At 63.5% G+C, this 17,134-nt stretch carries 14 protein-coding genes, 1 pseudogene and 1 riboswitch; of the genes and pseudogenes, 7 read left to right on the top strand and 8 right to left on the bottom strand.

Translation table 11 applies throughout. The features are described 5' to 3' along the window. Together ACVWYF_RS22650 and ACVWYF_RS22655 are read right to left on the bottom strand one after the other, a co-directional pair. Window positions 1–184: pseudogene (locus ACVWYF_RS22650) on the bottom strand (hypothetical protein); the annotation flags it as partial. A 19-nt stretch (window positions 185–203) separates the two neighbouring features. Further along, entirely contained in the window at window positions 204–1,439 is a 1,236-nt protein-coding gene (locus ACVWYF_RS22655; protein ID WP_457072469.1) for an acyl-CoA dehydrogenase family protein, read from the bottom strand. 200 nt (window positions 1,440–1,639) lie between these two features. Between ACVWYF_RS22655 and ACVWYF_RS22660 the strand changes: the two genes are divergently transcribed. Continuing rightward, entirely contained in the window at window positions 1,640–3,379 is a 1,740-nt protein-coding gene (locus ACVWYF_RS22660; RefSeq protein WP_457072470.1) for an APC family permease, read from the top strand. 82 nt (window positions 3,380–3,461) lie between these two features. On the opposite strand, the gene ACVWYF_RS22665 is transcribed toward ACVWYF_RS22660, so the two are convergent. Next, complete coding sequence (locus ACVWYF_RS22665; protein WP_457072471.1) at window positions 3,462–5,765, bottom strand: TonB-dependent receptor; 2,304 nt, start codon at window positions 5,763–5,765, stop codon at window positions 3,462–3,464. A 61-nt stretch (window positions 5,766–5,826) separates the two neighbouring features. Next, window positions 5,827–5,930: riboswitch (TPP riboswitch) on the bottom strand. A 163-nt stretch (window positions 5,931–6,093) separates the two neighbouring features. On the opposite strand from ACVWYF_RS22665, the gene ACVWYF_RS22670 reads away from it, so the two are divergent. Continuing rightward, a complete protein-coding gene (locus tag ACVWYF_RS22670) occupies window positions 6,094–6,318 on the top strand; it encodes a hypothetical protein (RefSeq protein ID WP_457072472.1) in 225 nt (74 codons plus the stop codon). 84 nt (window positions 6,319–6,402) lie between these two features. Here the strand turns inward: ACVWYF_RS22670 and ACVWYF_RS22675 are convergent, their stop codons facing one another. Together ACVWYF_RS22675 and pnuC are read right to left on the bottom strand one after the other, a co-directional pair. After that, window positions 6,403–7,854: an aldose epimerase family protein gene (locus tag ACVWYF_RS22675; RefSeq protein WP_457072473.1), complete on the bottom strand. Its 1,452-nt coding sequence runs from the start codon at window positions 7,852–7,854 to the stop codon at window positions 6,403–6,405. Between the two features lie 137 nt (window positions 7,855–7,991). Then, window positions 7,992–8,639: a nicotinamide riboside transporter PnuC gene (pnuC, locus tag ACVWYF_RS22680; protein WP_457072474.1), complete on the bottom strand. Its 648-nt coding sequence runs from the start codon at window positions 8,637–8,639 to the stop codon at window positions 7,992–7,994. Window positions 8,640–8,712: 73 nt separating this feature from the next. Between pnuC and ACVWYF_RS22685 the strand changes: the two genes are divergently transcribed. Together ACVWYF_RS22685 and ACVWYF_RS22690 are read left to right on the top strand one after the other, a co-directional pair. Further along, window positions 8,713–9,045, top strand: coding sequence for a rhodanese-like domain-containing protein (locus tag ACVWYF_RS22685; protein ID WP_457072475.1), 333 nt, complete (start codon window positions 8,713–8,715; stop codon window positions 9,043–9,045). Window positions 9,046–9,107: 62 nt separating this feature from the next. After that, window positions 9,108–9,896 (top strand): YqjF family protein, encoded by a 789-nt coding sequence (locus tag ACVWYF_RS22690; protein WP_457072476.1) that lies wholly within the window; start codon window positions 9,108–9,110, stop codon window positions 9,894–9,896. A gap of 12 nt (window positions 9,897–9,908) precedes the next feature. Here ACVWYF_RS22690 and ACVWYF_RS22695 read toward each other — a convergent pair whose 3' ends face one another. Further along, window positions 9,909–10,427 (bottom strand): hypothetical protein, encoded by a 519-nt coding sequence (locus tag ACVWYF_RS22695; protein WP_457072477.1) that lies wholly within the window; start codon window positions 10,425–10,427, stop codon window positions 9,909–9,911. 127 nt (window positions 10,428–10,554) lie between these two features. Here ACVWYF_RS22695 and hrpB point away from each other — a divergent pair, with 127 nt between their 5' ends. The 3 genes from hrpB (at window position 10,555) to ACVWYF_RS22710 (ending at window position 15,000) form a co-directional block, all read left to right on the top strand. Beyond that, entirely contained in the window at window positions 10,555–13,158 is a 2,604-nt protein-coding gene (gene hrpB, locus ACVWYF_RS22700) for an ATP-dependent helicase HrpB (protein ID WP_457072478.1), read from the top strand. Window positions 13,159–13,257: 99 nt separating this feature from the next. Beyond that, the gene (locus ACVWYF_RS22705) at window positions 13,258–13,992 is read left to right on the top strand and encodes a DUF2490 domain-containing protein (protein ID WP_457072479.1); all 735 of its coding nucleotides are present in this window, start codon (window positions 13,258–13,260) and stop codon (window positions 13,990–13,992) included. A 96-nt stretch (window positions 13,993–14,088) separates the two neighbouring features. Next, on the top strand, window positions 14,089–15,000 hold the full coding sequence (locus ACVWYF_RS22710) for a fatty acid desaturase (RefSeq protein ID WP_457072480.1): 912 nt from the start codon (window positions 14,089–14,091) through the stop codon (window positions 14,998–15,000). A gap of 9 nt (window positions 15,001–15,009) precedes the next feature. Here ACVWYF_RS22710 and ACVWYF_RS22715 read toward each other — a convergent pair whose 3' ends face one another. Further along, window positions 15,010–15,849, bottom strand: a complete 840-nt coding sequence (locus ACVWYF_RS22715) for an FRG domain-containing protein (protein ID WP_457072481.1) — start codon at window positions 15,847–15,849, stop codon at window positions 15,010–15,012. 225 nt (window positions 15,850–16,074) lie between these two features. Continuing rightward, on the bottom strand, window positions 16,075–16,926 hold the full coding sequence (locus ACVWYF_RS22720; protein WP_457072482.1) for an oxidoreductase: 852 nt from the start codon (window positions 16,924–16,926) through the stop codon (window positions 16,075–16,077). Window positions 16,927–17,134: the final 208 nt, after the last annotated feature.

Raw genomic sequence — 17,134 nt, forward strand, 5'->3', positions numbered from 1 at the left:
ATATTTTTTTTTTTTTTATTTTTTTTTTTTTTTTTTTTTTTTTTTTTTTTTTTTTTTTTTTTTTTTTTTTTTTATTTTTTTTTTTTTTTTTTTTTTTTTTGTTTTTTTTTTTTTTTTTTTGGGGGGGGGGGGGGGGGCCCCCCCCCCCCCCCCCCCCCCCCCCCCCACGGCGGCACTTGCACAAAGACCCTGCGTAACAGCAGTTACTTGAACGCTTGGATACCCGTAATGTCCGCGCCCGTGATGAGCAGGTGAATGTCGTGCGTGCCCTCGTAGGTAATCACCGACTCCAGGTTCATCATGTGGCGCATGATGGGGTACTCGCCAGTGATGCCCATGCCGCCGTGAATCTGGCGGGCTTCGCGGGCGACGTGCAGGGCCATATCGACGCTGTTGCGCTTGGCCATGCTGATTTGGGCACTGGTGGCTTTACCTTCGTTTTTCAAAACACCTAAGCGCCAGGCCATGAGCTGGGCCTTGGTGATTTCGGTAATCATCTCGGCCAGCTTCTTTTGCTGGAGCTGGAAGCCGCCGATGGGCTGGCCGAACTGCTCGCGCTGGAGCGAGTATTTCAGGGCCGACTCGTAGCAGTCGATGGCCGCGCCAATGGCCCCCCAGGCAATGCCGAAGCGGGCTGAGTCGAGGCAGGAGAGCGGGCCTTTGAGGCCGTCGATGTTGGGCAGGATGTTCTCCTTGGGGATTTTTACGTCCTCAAACACCAGCTCGCCGGTGGTGCTGGCGCGCAGGCTCCACTTGTTGTGGATTTCGGGGGTGCTGAAGCCTTCCATGCCCCGCTCCACGATGACGCCCTTGATGCGGCCCTGCTCGTTTTTGGCCCACACTACGGCCACTTGGCACTCGGGCGAGTTCGAAATCCAGAGCTTGGCACCGTTCAGCAGGTAATGGTCGCCCATGTCCTTAATGTTCGTGGTCATGCCGCCGGGGTTCGAGCCGTGGTCGGGCTCGGTCAGGCCAAAGCAACCCAGCCACTCGCCGGATGCCAGCTTGGGCAGGAACTTGCGGCGCTGCTCTTCCGAGCCGTAGGCGTAAATCGGGAACATCACCAGCGAGCCCTGCACCGAGGCGGTGGAGCGCATTCCGGAATCGCCGCGCTCAATCTCCTGCATAATCAGGCCGTAGCTGATGTAGTCCAGGCCGCCGCCGCCGTACTCCTGCGGGATGGTGGGGCCGAAAGCGCCCACATCGCCAAACTTGCGCACGATTTCGCTCGGGAAGTGCGCGTCCTGCGCCCATTTCTCGATGTTGGGGCTGATTTCCTTCTTGACGAAGTCGCGGATGGACTGGCGAATGAGCAAATGCTCCTCGGTCAGCAGTCCGTCGAGGTCGAAATAATCAGTGAAGCCATTGGCGTTGGTGCTGCCTTTTTGGGCGCTGTGGGCTTTGGCTTGGGGGGAGAGAACGTCGGCTTCCGAAGACATGGGTGGGGGTTTGGGGTGGGAGTTGGCACAAAGATAACAGGCCGGGCCGAGGTGCGGTTTTGGAAAGTACTTCTCCGATAAGCAGCACCAATGGCTTACCTTTCATTCCGCCAGCCAACTCATTATCACCGGAGTTCACCCCCGAAGGACAATGCATCTTCTGGGCCGGCGGTTGATTTTTCTCCGCCGCACGGCCTCTCATGAGCCATAAAAGAAAATTATCCGAACTGGAAGCCACCGCCATCTGCGGCAACGACATTTCCTCGTCCTGCCTCTACGTGTCGGCGCTGGCCATTTCCTACGCCGGGCAATACGCCTGGCTGGCCCTGCTGCTGGTGGGCGCGGTGCTGTTTCTATTCCGCAAAATCTACGGCGAAGTGGTGGGCGCCCTGCCCCTGAACGGCGGGGCCTACAACGTGCTGCTGAACACCACCAGCAAGCACAACGCCGCGCTGGCGGGCTGCCTCACCATCCTGTCCTACATGGCCACGGCCGTGCTCTCGGCTAACGAGGCCATTCACTACCTGCACACGCTGTGGGCGGCGCTGCCCATCATCGGGGCCACGCTGGGGCTGCTGGGGCTGTTTCTGCTGCTCACCATCCTGGGCATTTCGGAGTCGGCGAAGGTGGCGGTGGTCATTTTTATTACGCACCTGGCCTCACTCACCCTACTGGTGGGCGTGGCGGGGTGGTACATCGTCACGCACAGTATGCCGCACTTGGCGCTCAACTTCCAAGTGCCGCCGAAGGGTGGCAGCATTGTGGGGGCCTTGTTTTTTGGGTTCAGCGCGGCCATGCTGGGCATTTCGGGGTTTGAGAGCTCAGCCAACTTCGTGGAGGAGCAGGCCCCCGGCGTATTCCAGAAAACGCTGCGCAATATGTGGGTGGTGGTCACGGTGTTCAATCCGCTGCTGGCGTTCGTGGCCATCGCGGTGCTGCCGCTGGCCACGGTGGGGCCGCACGCCGAAACGCTGCTTTCGTACCTGGGCACCGTGGCGGGCGGGCACTGGCTGGGCACGCTCATTTCGGTCGATGCCGTGGCCGTGCTCAGCGGGGCCGTGCTCACGTCCTTCGTGGGCGTGAGCGGGCTGATGAAGCGCATGGCCCTGGACCGCATCCTGCCCGAGTTTTTTCTGAAGGAAAACGGGCGGCAGAGCAACTACGTCATCCTCATCACCTTTTTCCTGCTGTGCGTGTCGGTGCTGCTCATCACTAACGGCGAGTTGGGGCCGCTGGCGGGCGTGTACACCATCTCGTTTCTGTCGGTGATGTCGTTTTTCGCCTACGGCAACTTTCTGCTCAAAAGCAATCAGCCGAACCTGCCCCGGCCGATTCGGGCCAGCATCATCACTGTGGGGCTGGGCTTGGCGGGTGTGCTGGTGGCGCTGTTCGGCAATATCAAGCTGCACCCCGAAGACTTGGTGGTGTTTCTGGAATACTTCCTGCCCTCCATGTTCCTGGTCTACTTCATGCTGAACCGCACCACCGTGCTGCAAATGCTGATGATGGCCATCGAAACCCTCACCAAGCCCCTGCCGAGGGCCGCTCGCATCACCCGCCTGCTGGTGTGGCGCGAGCTGCGGGCACTGGCCCGGCAGGAATATATTTTCTTCACGAAGGATGACAACGTCGTCAATCTCAACAAGGTGATGGCCTACGTGGTGGCCAACGAGTTCACCAACCGCCTCAAAATCGTGACCCTGCTCAAGTATGACGAGGACTACCCCGCCGAGCTGCTCGCCGACATCGGGGTGCTGAGCCAGGCCTACGAGCAGATTTCAGTCGACGTGGTGGTGATGACCGCCCACCTCGGCCCCGAGCTGGTGAACGACCTCTCGAAGCAGTGGAACATCCCCAAAAACTTCATGTTCATCGGCTCGACCGGCGACTGGGCCCCGTACCACATCTCCGAGCTGGGCGGCGTGCGCCTCATCATCTAGACCACGGATTGGCGCGGATTTCACAACAAAAAGGCTTACCAACTCGCAAGCCTTTTTGTTGTGAAATCCGCGCCAAACGGGCCTAAAACTTCAGCCCTACTGAGGCCAGATAGTTGCGCGTAGCCTGCGGATAGAACCAGTTGAAAGTTTCCTGCTGGCCGCTGTAGCCCTGGTAGGTGTAGGTGTAGCCGTTGGCCACGTACTGGCGGTTGAGCAGGTTATTGACGAGCAGGCCCAGCTCAATTTCCTTCATAAAACTGGGGTGCAGGGCGTAGCGCAGGCGGAAATCGAGGGTCTGGTAGGGGTTGATGCTGCGGTAGGCGTTCTGCGAGTTGTCGAGGTACTGCCGGCTCACGGTTTTGAGGAGCAGGGCCACGCGCAGGCCTTTCAGCGGCTGGCCTTCCAGGGTGTGGGCCGACACCACGCCCGGCGAGTACGAGATGGTGGATGTGCGCGCCTCGGCCGTGTTGGTGGTGGCCACGTAGGCCGTGTCGTAGCTGTACGTCACGTCCCGATAGTTCAGAATGCGGTTCTGGCTCAGGGTCAGGGTGCTGCTGAGAGTGATTTTATCATTGGCCGAGACGAAGGCCGACAACTCCACGCCGCGCCGGTAGCTGCGGGCCACGTTGGTGCGCAGGGCCGTGCCCACGTCGTTGAGCTGGCCGGTGGCTACCAGCTGGTTGCGGTAGTTCATGTAGAAGCCGTTGGCCTCGAAGCGCAGCACGGTAATCGGCCCTAGAGTCGTGAGGTCGGTGCGGGTGAAGCGGTAGCCCCCTTCGAAGTCTTCAAGGCGCTCGGCCTGGGCCGACTGGTCGCCCACGGGGCGGTCAGTGAAATCGGAGCGCACGGGCTCGCGCTGGCCCACCGCGAAGCTGCCGTAGAGCTGCTGGCCCTGTCCGAGGGTGAGCGTAGCGCCAGCCTTGGGGTTGAAGAAGGTGTACTTGGCGCGGGTGGTCACGTCCTGGTTTTTGGGCTCCAGGCCGTCGATGCGGTAGTCGATGTGGCGCACCTGCACGTCGCCATAGATGCCCAGCCGGTCCAGCACCTGCCAGGTGGCGCGGGCGTAGGCGTTGTAGTCGGTCTTGACGGCGTTGTTGAAGTAGTAGCGCTGGCCGAGCTGGCCGTTGGACGCGTACTGCGCCCAGATGATTTCGCCGTAGTGGTCGCCGTCGTAGCGGTTCCAGGCCCCCCCAAGGGTGGCTTGCAGCTTGCCATTCGTGGGCTGGTAGTTCAGGGCCAGCGTGCCGCCGTAGAAATTATTGTCGAGCCACTTGCGGTCCACCAGGTTGGTTTTGGTGAGGGTGTCGCCGCCGATAATCACGTCTCGCAGGCCATAATCCGCGAATTTCCGGCCGGTGCGGTAGCTCTCGTAGTAGCCGAAGCCGCGCGTGAGGTGCAGCGCGCCCGCCAGGTTCCAGCTGCGGCCCAGGCCCTGCGAGAGGTGCAGCTGGTAGTGGTTTTGCTGGTAGTTGTCGGTCTGGTTGGCGTAGGTGTAGTAGCTGTAGCGGCGGCCTTCCTGAAGCACACGGGCGGCATCGGCTTCCGACAGCTCGCCGTTGTCGATGAAGGTTTGGAGCCGGGCGCGGTCGCCGGAGAGAGCCGGCTCGGGCACGCCGTTCCAGGCCTGGTAGGTTTTTTCGCGGCTCGCGAAGGTGATGAACTTCAGCAGCGTGTTCTTGGCCTGGTAGCCGGCGGCGAAGTAGTAGGACTTCAAATCCGACGCCGCCCGGTTCATGTAGCCATCGGAGGCAATGCGCGACAGCCGGCCATCGACGGTAAAATGGCCGTTAATGAGCCCCGTGCCGAAGGAAACGTTGTTCTTCCAGGTCTGGTAGGAGCCGTAGGTGTTCTGGGTTTCGGCGTAGGCCTCGCGGTGGTTGTCCAGCGTGCTCACGTTGATGCTGGCCCCGAAGGCCGCACCGCCGTTCTGGCTGGTGCCCACGCCCCGCTGAATTTGCAGCGAATTAATGGACGAAGCCAAATCCGGCAGATTAATCAAAAACGCGCCGTGCGATTCCGGGTCGTTCAATGGCACGCCGTTGATGGTGGTGTTGATGCCCGTATTGCTCGTGCCCCGGATGCGGATGTCGGTGTAGCCCACGCCAGCCCCGGCATCGGAATTCACCACCACGGAGGGCGTCTGGTTGAGCAGATAGGGCAAATCCTGCCCGAAGTTCTGCCTGGCCAGGTCCTGCTTGCTCAGGTTGGTGTAGGCCGTGGCCGTGCGGTCGTTGGCGCGGGAAGCGGTGACGAGGGCTTCGGGGGTGACGATGCGGCGGGCGATGGCCGTATCGGCCGGTGCGGTGCCGGACACGGGGACTTGCGCCCACGCCGGCGCGGCGGCCAGCGCACACAGCGCCGCCCCCGCAAAGAGTACAGTTTTCAAAAAAGTGAGGGTAAAAAGTGGAACGCGCCGTCGCCCCAGGGGTCGGAGCGGCCGCGGAATCGTCCGTGGATTGTTTATTCCCTTCGCCGGCATTACCCGGTTCAGGTTCGATGGGTATCATCTCAGCCGATGTCATGCACAACATCAGCACCCCTAAACATGGCGCAAAGATACGGGCCGGCGCGGCGGGTCATATCTTTTTTTCTTATTCGGCGGCTAAGCAGGCGGCGGTTTGCTGACTGTCAGCTAATTTAGGGACGCGGGCCGGCGGAACACCGGGCCGGGGGCCTGTGTTTATAGGCTCCGCACCGTTTTAGTCGCCTTCGTCATGTTCAGCTTAGTCTCCGCCCTTGCGCTCTGCGCCTTCCTGTTGTTTGTGATGGCATTGCCCCGGCGGCGGCGTACAGTGCCCCCGCCCCCACCCAGCGACGGTGACGACGACGGCGGCGAACCCCACGACCCCGGCCTGCCCGACCTGGACCTGCCCCCCGGCATCTCGCGCCCCATCAACGACTGGGAACCCGACTATAACCGCCGAAAAGTGGAGATTTGAAAAAAGGTTAAAGGTTAGGAGTTAAGAGTTAGCAAAACGGCAACTCTTAACTCCTAACCTTTAACTTTCAACTCTTGACCCTCCCTACCCTATCTGCATCGAATACGAAGCCGTGAAAACCTGGCCGGGCTCCAGGGTCAGGATGCCTTCTTTTTCGCTGAGCTCGCCGGGCTTGCCGGCTGCGCTGGCAATGCCATGCCAGGGCTCGACGCACACGAAACTGGCTCCGGGGCCTTTGGTCCAGAGGCCGAGGTAGGGAAAGCCGTCGAACTGAAAGCGCACAAAATGAGCCGACTTGCGCGAGCGTAGCGTGAGCCCGGAGAAATCGTAGTGCTTGAACACCAGCGCATCATCAGAAAACAGGTCGTAGGTGAGCGGCAATTCCCGCCCTGCGATAAGCACGGGGGCCGTCTGGCCCGTGAGCAGGCCGCCTTGCAGCAGGTGGCGCTCCAGGGTCACGGGGTGGTCGAACTCGAAGTAGTAGTCTTCGAATTTTTCATCGGGGAGTAGGGGGCAGCGCACGGCCGGGTGCGCCCCGATGCTGAAGAGCAGCGGCGCATCGGTGGCGGGGTTGCGCACGTCCCAGCGCACGGTCAGGGCGGTGTCGCGCAGGGTGTAGGTAATAGTGAGCTCGAAGGCAAAGGGGAAAACGGCGCGGGTGGTCTCGTCGTGGTGCAGCTGGAACACCAGCTCGGTGGCCGAGTGGCGCAGCACGGCAAATTCCTGGTCGCGGGCGAAGCCGTGCTGCGGCAGCTTGTAGTCGCGGCCCCCGTAGGAATAGGCGTCATCGGGCAGGCGGCCCACCAGCGGGAATAGCACGGGCGCGTGCCGGGCCCACACGGCGGGGTCGGCGGGCCAGATGTATTCGAGGTCGTTGGCGATGGTGCGCAGGCTGGTAAGCTCGGCTCCGTGGGCGGCAAAGGTGGCCTGGCAGGCGGGCGTGTTGAGGGTGTAGTGGGTGGGGTGGTAGGCCATGCGGGGTTCTTCTAAAACGGGAGCGGAATCAGGATGCTGGGCGGCCGTGCATAGCAGTTCATCCACCAGAAAGCGGGCCTGGGCAAAGCGGCGGTCGCCGGAGCCGGAAATTTCGGCAAAGTTGGACATGCGCTCGCTCAGCTCGCGGCGGTATAGGTCGTAGAAATGTTGGCGCAGGTGTGGGTGTTCGCGCAGCGGGTCGGGTTCCCAGGGCAGGTCCACACCCATGAGCAGGGCCAAGTCGTACTGCTGCTGGTCGATGGTGCGCAGAATCCATTCGGGGCAGGAACCGAAGGAGTGCTCGGCCCAGATTTTTATCACCAGCAGGTCGCTATCGCAGAAAAACAGGCCGTTAGAGGCTCGGGCAGCAGCTTCGGCTTCGGCCGCGAGCTGGCCCCGCGCTATTTCCTCCAGGTCTTCGGCGGTGTAGTGCGGGCCGGACAAGGCCAGGTATTCGCGGGCAAATTCGGGGGCGGAGGAAGTGCCATAATGCGCCGCCAGCTGAGCAGCCAGCGTCGATTTGCCCGTGGACTCGGGGCCGGTGAGGGAAACGCGCAGCAACTTTACAGGGGGTGAGGACGGGGGTGGTGAAAGACAGGGAAACAGGGGCAAGCAAGCGCCGGGAGTCATTAATCGGGGTGGAATAATGCGGGTGCCTCCCGGCGCAACAGGTCAAGTCAACGAAGTTTGGCCGCCATTCAGCTGGCAACCGGCTCCGATAGTATGGGGGCGGGCCGGGCCAGCTCGCGCCGCCACTGCCAGTAGCCGTAGGCGGCCAAGCCCAGGTAGAGGGCGTAGAGCAGGCTGGTGGGGTACAGGTCTTTGTACCAGAGCACGGGCACGTAAATCACGTCGACTAATATCCAGAGCAGCCAGTTTTCGAGGCGCTTGCGGGTGAGCAGGTACTGGGCCACGATGCTGCCGGCGGTAGTGAAGCTGTCGAGGTGCGGCAGCGAGGCATCGGTATAGTAATGAAGGTAGTAGCCAAAGCCCAGGGTGAAGGCCCCGGCGAACGCCGCACCGGCCAGCCACTCGCGGCGGGTGGTGTGCGTCACGCCCAGTTCGGTGGCGTTGCGGCCGCCATATAGCCACTCGTACCAGCCGTAAATGCTCAGGGCAATGAACAGGACCTGGAGGTAGCAGTCGGAATAAAGCCGCGCCCGGTAATACACAAAAACGTAGAGCAAGCAGCTGATAATGGCTACCGGGAAGTTCCACAAGGACTCGCGCGCGGCCAGCCACACGCAGGCAAACCCCGTGACCACGGCCACCAGCTCCAGCACGGTGGTGGCGTGCCAGTACTGCACAAACGAAGTCGGAATATCGAGCAACAAAGGAGCAAACACGCGGGCACAGCCTGATAGGAAGCTGCAAGGTAGGACGCGGCGGGCCTATTTTTGTGATTCAACTCTCCGTATTATGCAAAACATTTCGCTCGAAATCAGCCCCGAAGACCTGCACCGCCGCCTGCAAGCCGGCGACGACATCCAGCTCATCGACGTGCGCGAGGAGATGGAGTTCGACTATTGCCACCTGCCCGGCAGCCTCCTGCTGCCCCTGAACGAGCTGCCGCGCCGCGCCGCCGAAATCCGCATCGAGGGGCCGGTGGTGGTCATTTGCCACCACGGCGTGCGCTCGGCCCACGCCCTGGGCTACCTGCGCCAGCGCCTGGGCCGCACCAACGTCCTCAACCTGCGCGGCGGCGTGGATGCCTGGGCCGAACGAGTCGACCCGGCATTTCCCACGTATTAGGCCGAGCCGCGGCCGCCACTGGCCGGGGTTCGTTGTTATCCTGCCAACCGCTGCCGCCCTCCATGCCCGATTTTCCGCTGCCCACCAGCCCTGTTTCTTCCCCCCTCGCTCCCACCCTCTCGGACCGACTGGCCCTGCGCGAGCGGCCCATGGGCACGCCGCTGCTGCGCCAGCAGTGGAGCGAGCTGCTGTTTCTGCACTGGCCGGTGCCGGCCGCGCTGCTGCAGCCGCACCTGCCGCCCCGCCTCAAAATCGACCTCCACGACGGCATGGCGTGGCTGGCCGTGGTGCCGTTTCAGATGAGCAAAGTGCGGACCCGCCTCACGCCGGAAATGCCGGGCACCAATGCCTTTCTGGAGTTGAACGTGCGGACCTACGTGCATCTGGATGGCGTGCCGGGCGTCTGGTTTTTCTCGCTCGATGCCACCAACGCGCTGGCCGTGTGGGTGGCGCGCACGTTTTTCCGGCTGCCCTACCTGCGCGCCAACATGCGCCTAGAAAGCCCCAGCGCCGATTTGCGGCAGTTCACGGCCACGCGCACCCACGGCGGAGCCCCGGCCGCCAGCTTCCGCGCCACCTGGAAAATCGGCGCGCCGCTGCCGCCTGCAGAGCCGGGCTCGCTGGCGTTTTTCCTCACCGAGCGGTACGCCCTCTACACCAGCAACAAAGCCCAGACCAAGCTCTACCGAGGCCGGGTGGCGCACGCACCGTGGCCGCTCAGCACGGCCCAGGTACTGCATCTGGAGTCGAGCCTGATTGAAAGCCACGGCCTGCCCACGCCGGCCGGTCCGCCTGTGGTACACGCCGGCGGCCCCGTGAGCGTGGAGCTGTGGCCCATGCAGCAGGTGTAGCCGGAGGCGAAATTATTCGCGCAGCCAGCGCGTCATTTTTGGGAAGTTTTCCGTGGTTGTCAGGCCCATCCAGACCAGCAGGGGCAGGCCGGGGTAGATGCCCTGGCGAAAATTATCCAGAATCCAGGCACTCGCGTTGCGGTAGCCATCGGGATGAAACACGACTTCGGGGGAGATGCCCAAAGCTTCACTAGCGGCGTATGACCAGAGCATGGCCAAGATTTCGTCGCCGTCGATGCCGTGCTGGTCGGGCTTGCCGGCCAGCACGTTGCCCGAAAGTTGGGCGCGCTCGGCGGCGGGCGTCACGGCCAGGTGGCCGGCCTCGTGCAGGATATCGCCGGGGTAGAGCAGGCGCGCCGGGTCAATCAACAGGCCGCCGCCCTCGATGAGGATGCCCGGCAGGAAGGTGTCGACGGTGAGTTCGACCTCCTGGGTTGGAATGCCAATTTCGGCCAGAAACTGCCGCATGGCGGGCAGGTGGGCGAGAGCGGCCGCATCGGCGGGCAGGGAAGCAGGTTGGTTGGATGACATGGCAGGTGGAGCGCGAAACGGCTGCGAATCAAACTTAGCGCCGTTTTGGCAATCGCCTGTAATTGGTAGTCCGCTTGCCGCCACCGTGCGGAACCATCGCCCCGGTCCAGGCCGTAATTTTGGCCCGATGCCCAACGCCTTCGTCCTGCCGCACCTCCTAAATCTGCCCATCCTCGCGGCGCTGCCCGAACTGCGGGCCGCCCTGGCCGCCCACAGCCGCGTGGTGCTGGAAGCGCCGCCCGGCGCGGGCAAAACCACCGTGGTGCCGCTGGAGTTGCTGGCCGCCGAGTGGCGCAACCCCGACGATAAAATCCTGGTGCTGGAGCCGCGCCAGCTGGCAGTGCGCGGCGCGGCCGCCCGCCTGGCCCAGCTGCTGGGCGAGCCCGTGGGCCGCACCATCGGCTACCGGGTGCGGCTCGATAGCAAGGTGAGCCGGGAAACCCGCGTAGAAGTCATCACCGAAGGCATTCTCACCCGCATGATTCAGGACGACCCGGCGCTGGAAGGCGTGGCGGCCGTGGTGTTCGATGAATTCCACGAGCGAAGTCTGAACGCCGATTTGGGCTTGGCACTGGCCCTGGATGCCCAGGCAGTATTGCGGCCCGAGCTGCGCATCCTGATAATGAGCGCCACGCTGGAGGCTCAGCGGCTGGGCCAATGGCTGCCCGCGCCGGTGGTATCGTCGGCGGGCTTTTTGTTTCCGATTGACACGCACTACCTCGACCCGCGCCGCGCCTCCGCCCTGCCCAACAAGCCCAACGAGCGGCTGGCCGAACTGGTGCCCGCCCAGGTAAAAATAGCGCTGAGCACCCACGCCGAGGGCGACATCCTAGTGTTTCTGCCCGGGGTGGGCGACCTACAGCGCAGCGCCCGCAAGCTCCAGGATTCGCTGCCCAAGCACGTCGACTTACACCTGCTGCACGGCGAGTTGCCCCTCGAAATCCAGGATGCGGCCCTGCGCCCGGTGGGCAGCGGCCGGCGCAAGGTCATCTTGGCCACCAGCATTGCCGAAACCAGCCTCACCATCGAGGGCGTGCGGGTGGTGATTGATGGCGGGTTTGCGCGGGTGCCGCGCTTCGTGCCGCGCACCGGCTTCACCACCCTCGAAACCGTGCCCGTGGCCCGCGCCGCCGCCGACCAGCGCCGGGGCCGCGCCGGCCGCCTCGGCCCCGGTACCTGCTACCGCCTCTGGACCGAAGCCGAGCACCACAACCTGCCCGCCCACCGCCCGCCCGAAATCCACACCGCCGACCTTAGCAGCCTGGCCCTGGAGCTGGCCCTGTGGGGCGCGGCCGAACCCACAGGTTTGCGCTGGCTGGACGTGCCGCCAGCGGCAGCGTTTGCGCAAGCCACTGATTTATTGTTGCGGCTGGGAGCGGTGGTTGAACATAAATCAGGGGCACAACCCACCGCCCACGGCCGAAAATTAGCCGCGCTCGGCCTGCCACCGCGCCTGGGGCACCTCGTGGTGCGCGGGCACGAGTTGGGCCACGGCGCGGCCGCCGCTTCCCTGGCCGCGCTGCTAGCCGAGCGCGACCTGCTGCGTTGGGCCGCCCCCACCGACACCCGCCCCGCCCCGCCCGACCTGCGCCTGCGCCTCGAAGCCCTGGCCAGCGGCCGGCCGCCCCTGCCCGGCCTGGCCCTGCACCACGCCACGCTGCAACGGGTGCGCGACGTGGCCCGCAACCTCACCGGGCGCCTGGGCAAAGCCGGAAACTCACCCATCCACCAATCCGCTAACCCACCAGTCGGCCTGCTCACTGCGCTGGCCTACCCCGACCGGCTGGCCCAGCGCGAAACCCATGACCGCCTGCGTCTCGTGACGGGCCAGCGGGTGAGCCTGAATACTACTGATGTGGACCCGCAGGCCACGTTTTTCGCGGTGGCCCACTTGGCCGGCACGGCCTCGGCCCCACGCGCCACGCTGGCCGCCCCGCTCGGGCAGGATGAGCTGGAGCTGGCCTTCGCCGACCAGATTACCACCACCGACGAAGTGCGCTACGATGCCACCACCCAGCGCGTAACCGGCCGCCGGGTGCGCCGCCTGGGTGCATTGCTGCTCGACGAAAAGGTCATCGGCCAGCCCGACGCGGCGCTGGTGGTGCGGGCCCTGCTGGACTATTTGCAGGAAGCCGGCGTGAGCAAGCTAAACTGGACGCCCGCCGCCCGCCAGCTGCAGCAACGGCTGGAGTTTATGCGGCAGCACTTCCCGGCCACTGATGCCACAGAAATATGGCCTGCTTCCGATGATACCACACTGGCTCAGGAGCTGGCCGATTGGCTCGGGCCACACCTCACCGGCCTCAAAACCCTCGACCAGGTACAGCGCCTCGACCTGTTTGAGCCGTTGCTGGCCCGCCTGCCCGGCGGCTGGCAGCAGCGCCAGGAGCTGGACCGCCTCGCGCCGGCCGCGCTGGAAGTACCCAGCGGCTCGCACATTACCTTGAATTACAGCGACCCCACCACCCCCGTGCTGGCCGTGAAATTGCAGGAGCTGTTCGGCCTCACCGAAACGCCCACTGTGGCGGCCGGCCGCGTGCCGCTGCTGCTGCACTTGCTGTCGCCCGGCGGCCGGCCGGCGCAGGTAACGCGCGATTTGCGCAGCTTCTGGGAGAAGGGCTATTTTGAGGTGCGCAAGGATTTGAAGAACCGCTACCCCCGCCACCCCTGGCCCGACAAGCCGATGGAGCACATTCCGACTAAGCTCACCAAGAAGCGGCTGGGGCCGTGATGTCGCAGAGCAACCAATGCAACCCCACCCAATGTTAAGTTTTACCAATCTTCAGTAACAATTACGTAATACACGGTAACATTGCCGTAACTTGAGGAGGTGAAACACCTCTTCCCGCTGCTCCTGCTGGCTTTGCTATGGATAACGGGCCCAGCCGCTTATGGCCAGGGCGGCGGAGCCCCCGTGGGCTGGGCCAAGCTGAGCCTGGATTCGCCCTTGCGTGGGCGCTGGAGCCTGTATTCGGAAGTGGAAACCCGCCAGGGCAACGCCCGGCTGGCAGCCCAGCAGCTGGGTCGCGTGGGGTTTCGCCTGCACATGGGACCCAGCTTCAGCCTGACAACCGGCTACGTGCTGGCCGCCAACGACTGCGGCCGCCCCAACGGCATCACCGCCCCCGAGCACCGCTTCTACCAGGAAGTAGCCCTGGCCGATGCCACCGGCCCGGTGCGCGCCAGCCATCGCCTGCGGGCCGAGGAGCGGTGGCTGCGCTCGTCGCCGGAAACGGCCTTTCGGTTTGCCCCGCGCCTGCGCTACCAGTTGCGGCTGGTGGTGCCGCTGCACGCGGGCGGCCAGCTGCCGGTGGGCAGCTTGTTTGTGGTGGCCGCCGATGAAGTTTTTGCGGGCCTGGGACCGCAGGAAGGCCGCAGCTTTCTGGAGGAAAACCGCGCCAGCGCCGGCCTGGGCTACCGTGCCAGCCGCCGCACCATGCTCGAAATGGTGTATCTGCACCAGAGCCAGGCCGCCAGTGTGTCCGGCCTAGCCCTGAGCCGCAATGCCGTACAGGTGAGCGTGGCCGTGGCCATTCCCAGCCATCAGGCCTTGGTGCGGCTGTAGGGTAGCGAAGGGTTTTTCGAGAGAAGTTGGGCCCGGCTTTGGCGGCTGCTTTTCTGCGCTATAACTTCGTGGAAAACCGCAGAAAACCGCTCCCCAATGCCGGATTTCACCCCCAATTCGCCCGTGCTAGCCGGCGACCAGCTTCGGCCGGGCTGGCTCCACAATAGCTGGATGTACCTGATGCTGGCCGCCGCCCTGGGCTGGGGCTGGTCGAGTTGGTCAGGGCCGCGGGGGCTGGCCTCGGCGGGGCTGGTGGTGCTCACGGTGGGGCTGGGACACTCCACGGGCCTGCACCGGGGCATCATCCACCACGCCTACCGGTGCGGGCGCATCACGCGGGGCGTGCTGGCCTACTTGGCGGTGTTATCGGGGCTGGGCGGGCCGATTTCGTGGCTGCGGGTGCATTATTTCCGCGATTACTGGCAGAACCGGCTCGACTGCCCGCCCTACTTCCGCTACGACCATTCCATGGCCCGCGACTACTACTGGAACCTGCACTTCGACCTGGTGCCCGGCGACATCAGCCGCTACCAAATCCCCACCGAGGACCTGTACGACCCCTGGCTGGTTTTCCTCGAAAAGACCTGGTACCTACACGTTATCGGCCTGGCCGGCCTCATCTGGGCCTTTTTCGGGTTTGAGACCATGATAATCTGCGTGCCGGTGCGGGTGAGCGTGAGCATCCTGGGGCACTGGTTTGTGGGCTTCATGACGCACAAATACGGCTACGCCCGCTACGCCATCGATGATGCCGCCGAGCACGGCTACAACAGCTGGGTGCTGGGCGCGCTCTCCTTCGGCGAGGGCTTCCACAACAACCACCACGCCCACCCCAGCTCGGCCAAAATGAGCACTGAATGGTATGAGCTTGACCTGGGCTGGTACCTGGTGGCGGGCCTGCGCGCCGTGGGCCTCATCTGGGATGTGCAGGTGGTCGGCCACGACGTCACCCAGCGGGACCGCGCTAAAGAGCACCGCTTCCGCTGGCACTGGCCGTGGCAGGACTAGCCGCAAAAGCTAACGCATCTCGTTCTCATCCAAGAAGTTCTTGCCATCGGCGCGGGGCGAATAGTGGCGATGCAGCCAGCGACTGAGGCCGCCGAGGCCCGGCAGCAGCACCCGCTCGGTGATGTTGGCCTGGTCGAGTTTGTCGCGCACTTCCCACTTGAGGCGGGCGGGAATGATGATGCGGAAATACAGCTCCGGGCGGTCAGCCAGCCAGTCGTGCAGTACGCTTTGGGCCGTGCTCATCAGGGAAAATAAAGCGTACTGATGCACAATGCGCGCATCGAGGCTGGGCGGCTCCAGAAATAGCACGTAGGGCTCGGCCTGTAGTTCTTCGAGCTCGCGCAGGCTGCTGCTCACGGGTTGCAGCAGCTCGGATGTGAAGACGTTGGAACCCTCGGCTTGCAGGGCCTGGCGCAGGCGCTGGGGCAGGTGCTCGGCAGCCTTCACGTAGTTCAGGGCCCAGATGATGCCGTCTTCGTGGTAGGCGGCGAGGTCGTCGGTGGCGAAGTGCAGGGCCACGTAGGGCGAGTACGTCCAGTCGAGCAGGCGGGTGGGCAGGCCGTGGTGCTGGGCCAGGGCCAGCCAGTCCCAGGTACTGGCGGCAGCGGCGGGCAGGCCAGTTTCGCGGGCATACTTGCGGAAGTTGCGCAGCAAATGATGCTCAAGGTGGTGGTACTCGCCCCCGAGACGCTGCAAACTGGTTTCGAGCTGAAAATGGCGCGAGCGGCCACCCCGGTACACAAACGGCGACCGGAACCGCCCGATGCGCGCATCCCAGGTATCCTGAAAGAGCAGCCTTTGCAGGTCTTCCCAGGAAGTGGCTTCGTAGTCGTTGGCAGATAAGGGCATAATGAGTCAAATTGAGAACGCAAGAACGGCAAACTCCCCTCCTTTTTTAAGGAGGGGACATTTTCGCAAAGCGAAAATTGGGGTGGTAAAGTCGCTGAACGAGGCGCAATCGGTTTGCATATAGCACCGTTCCAATATCGTTCAACGAGGGTAATCACCCCAATTTCAGCTACGCTGAAATGTCCCCTCCTTAAAATAAGGAGGGGAGTTTGCCGTTCTACTTCCCTACTCCCCGGCCGGGAAATCGGCTGCGTCGCCTACTTCGGCGTACTGCTCCAGCTCCTTGGCGGTAGTGGCGAATTTCTCGCGGGCACCCTTCACGGCGGCTTTGCCCAGGGGCAGGTGCAGGGGCGGGTTTTCGAGCTGCACCACGTCGTACATGGCTTTGGCGGCGCGCACGGGGTCGCCGGGCTGGCGGCCGCTGTAGCCCTGAATGCCGCGCAGGTTTTCGCCCACCGTGGCCTGGTAATCTTCGATTTTGGTATCGGCGATGGTGGCCGACTCGCCCGCCCACTTGGTGCGGAAGCCGCTGGGCTCAATATTCGTCACCTTGATGCCGAGCGGGCCTACCTGCTGGCTCAGGCTCTCGCCAATGGCTTCCAGGGCAAATTTCGAGGCGTTGTAGATGCCCACGCCGGGGAAGGTTTTCAGGCCGCCAATGCTAGTGATGTTGAGGACGTGGCCCGAACGCTGCTTACGCAGCTGCGGCAGCACGGCCCGCAGCACGTGAAGGGCGCCGAACACGTTCACGTCGAACTGGCGCTGCACTTCCTCGGCGGGCACTTCTTCGATGCTGCCCATCGAACCGTAGCCCGCATTGTTGACGATAACGTCGAGCTGGCCAAACTGCGCCAGGGCCTCGGCCACGGCGGTTTTTACCTGGTCTTCGTTGGTCACGTCGGCCACCACGCCGAGGGTGCGGCCGTTAATTTTTTTGGTGAATTCGTCCGCTTGCTCGGGCTTGCGAAAGGTGGCGGCCACGCGGTCGCCTTTTTCGAGGACGTAGTCGGCCAGGGCTTCGCCGAAACCGGACGAGGCCCCGGTAATAAACCAGGTTTTGGCAGTGGAATCAGACATAATGAATCATTCGTTGAAATGGTAGGTGCTAAGACGGATTGGGACGGCGAATTGTTTGCGGCGGGGGGGGGGGGCCCCCCGCCCGGCGGGGGCCCCCCCCCCCCCCCCCCCCCCCCCCCCCCAAAAAAAAAAAAAAAAAACACCCCCCACCGCCCACCCCACACCCACCAACAACCAACGGCAACCCCACCCCGGGTGAGAAAAAAGA

It is taken from the genome of Hymenobacter sp. UYAg731 (assembly GCF_054061335.1).

What these genes read in the sequence shown, in the direction of transcription:
- ACVWYF_RS22660 (WP_457072470.1), top strand. Translation starts at nt 1,640, where the DNA reads ATGAGCCATAAAAGAAAATTATCCGAACTGGAAGCCACCGCCATCTGC.
- ACVWYF_RS22720 (WP_457072482.1), bottom strand. Translation starts at nt 16,926, where the DNA reads ATGTCTGATTCCACTGCCAAAACCTGGTTTATTACCGGGGCCTCGTCC.
- ACVWYF_RS22710 (WP_457072480.1), top strand. Translation starts at nt 14,089, where the DNA reads ATGCCGGATTTCACCCCCAATTCGCCCGTGCTAGCCGGCGACCAGCTT.
- ACVWYF_RS22655 (WP_457072469.1), bottom strand. Translation starts at nt 1,439, where the DNA reads ATGTCTTCGGAAGCCGACGTTCTCTCCCCCCAAGCCAAAGCCCACAGC.
- ACVWYF_RS22715 (WP_457072481.1), bottom strand. Translation starts at nt 15,849, where the DNA reads ATGCCCTTATCTGCCAACGACTACGAAGCCACTTCCTGGGAAGACCTG.
- ACVWYF_RS22685 (WP_457072475.1), top strand. Translation starts at nt 8,713, where the DNA reads ATGCAAAACATTTCGCTCGAAATCAGCCCCGAAGACCTGCACCGCCGC.
- ACVWYF_RS22690 (WP_457072476.1), top strand. Translation starts at nt 9,108, where the DNA reads ATGCCCGATTTTCCGCTGCCCACCAGCCCTGTTTCTTCCCCCCTCGCT.
- ACVWYF_RS22695 (WP_457072477.1), bottom strand. Translation starts at nt 10,427, where the DNA reads ATGTCATCCAACCAACCTGCTTCCCTGCCCGCCGATGCGGCCGCTCTC.
- ACVWYF_RS22670 (WP_457072472.1), top strand. Translation starts at nt 6,094, where the DNA reads ATGTTCAGCTTAGTCTCCGCCCTTGCGCTCTGCGCCTTCCTGTTGTTT.
- hrpB (WP_457072478.1), top strand. Translation starts at nt 10,555, where the DNA reads ATGCCCAACGCCTTCGTCCTGCCGCACCTCCTAAATCTGCCCATCCTC.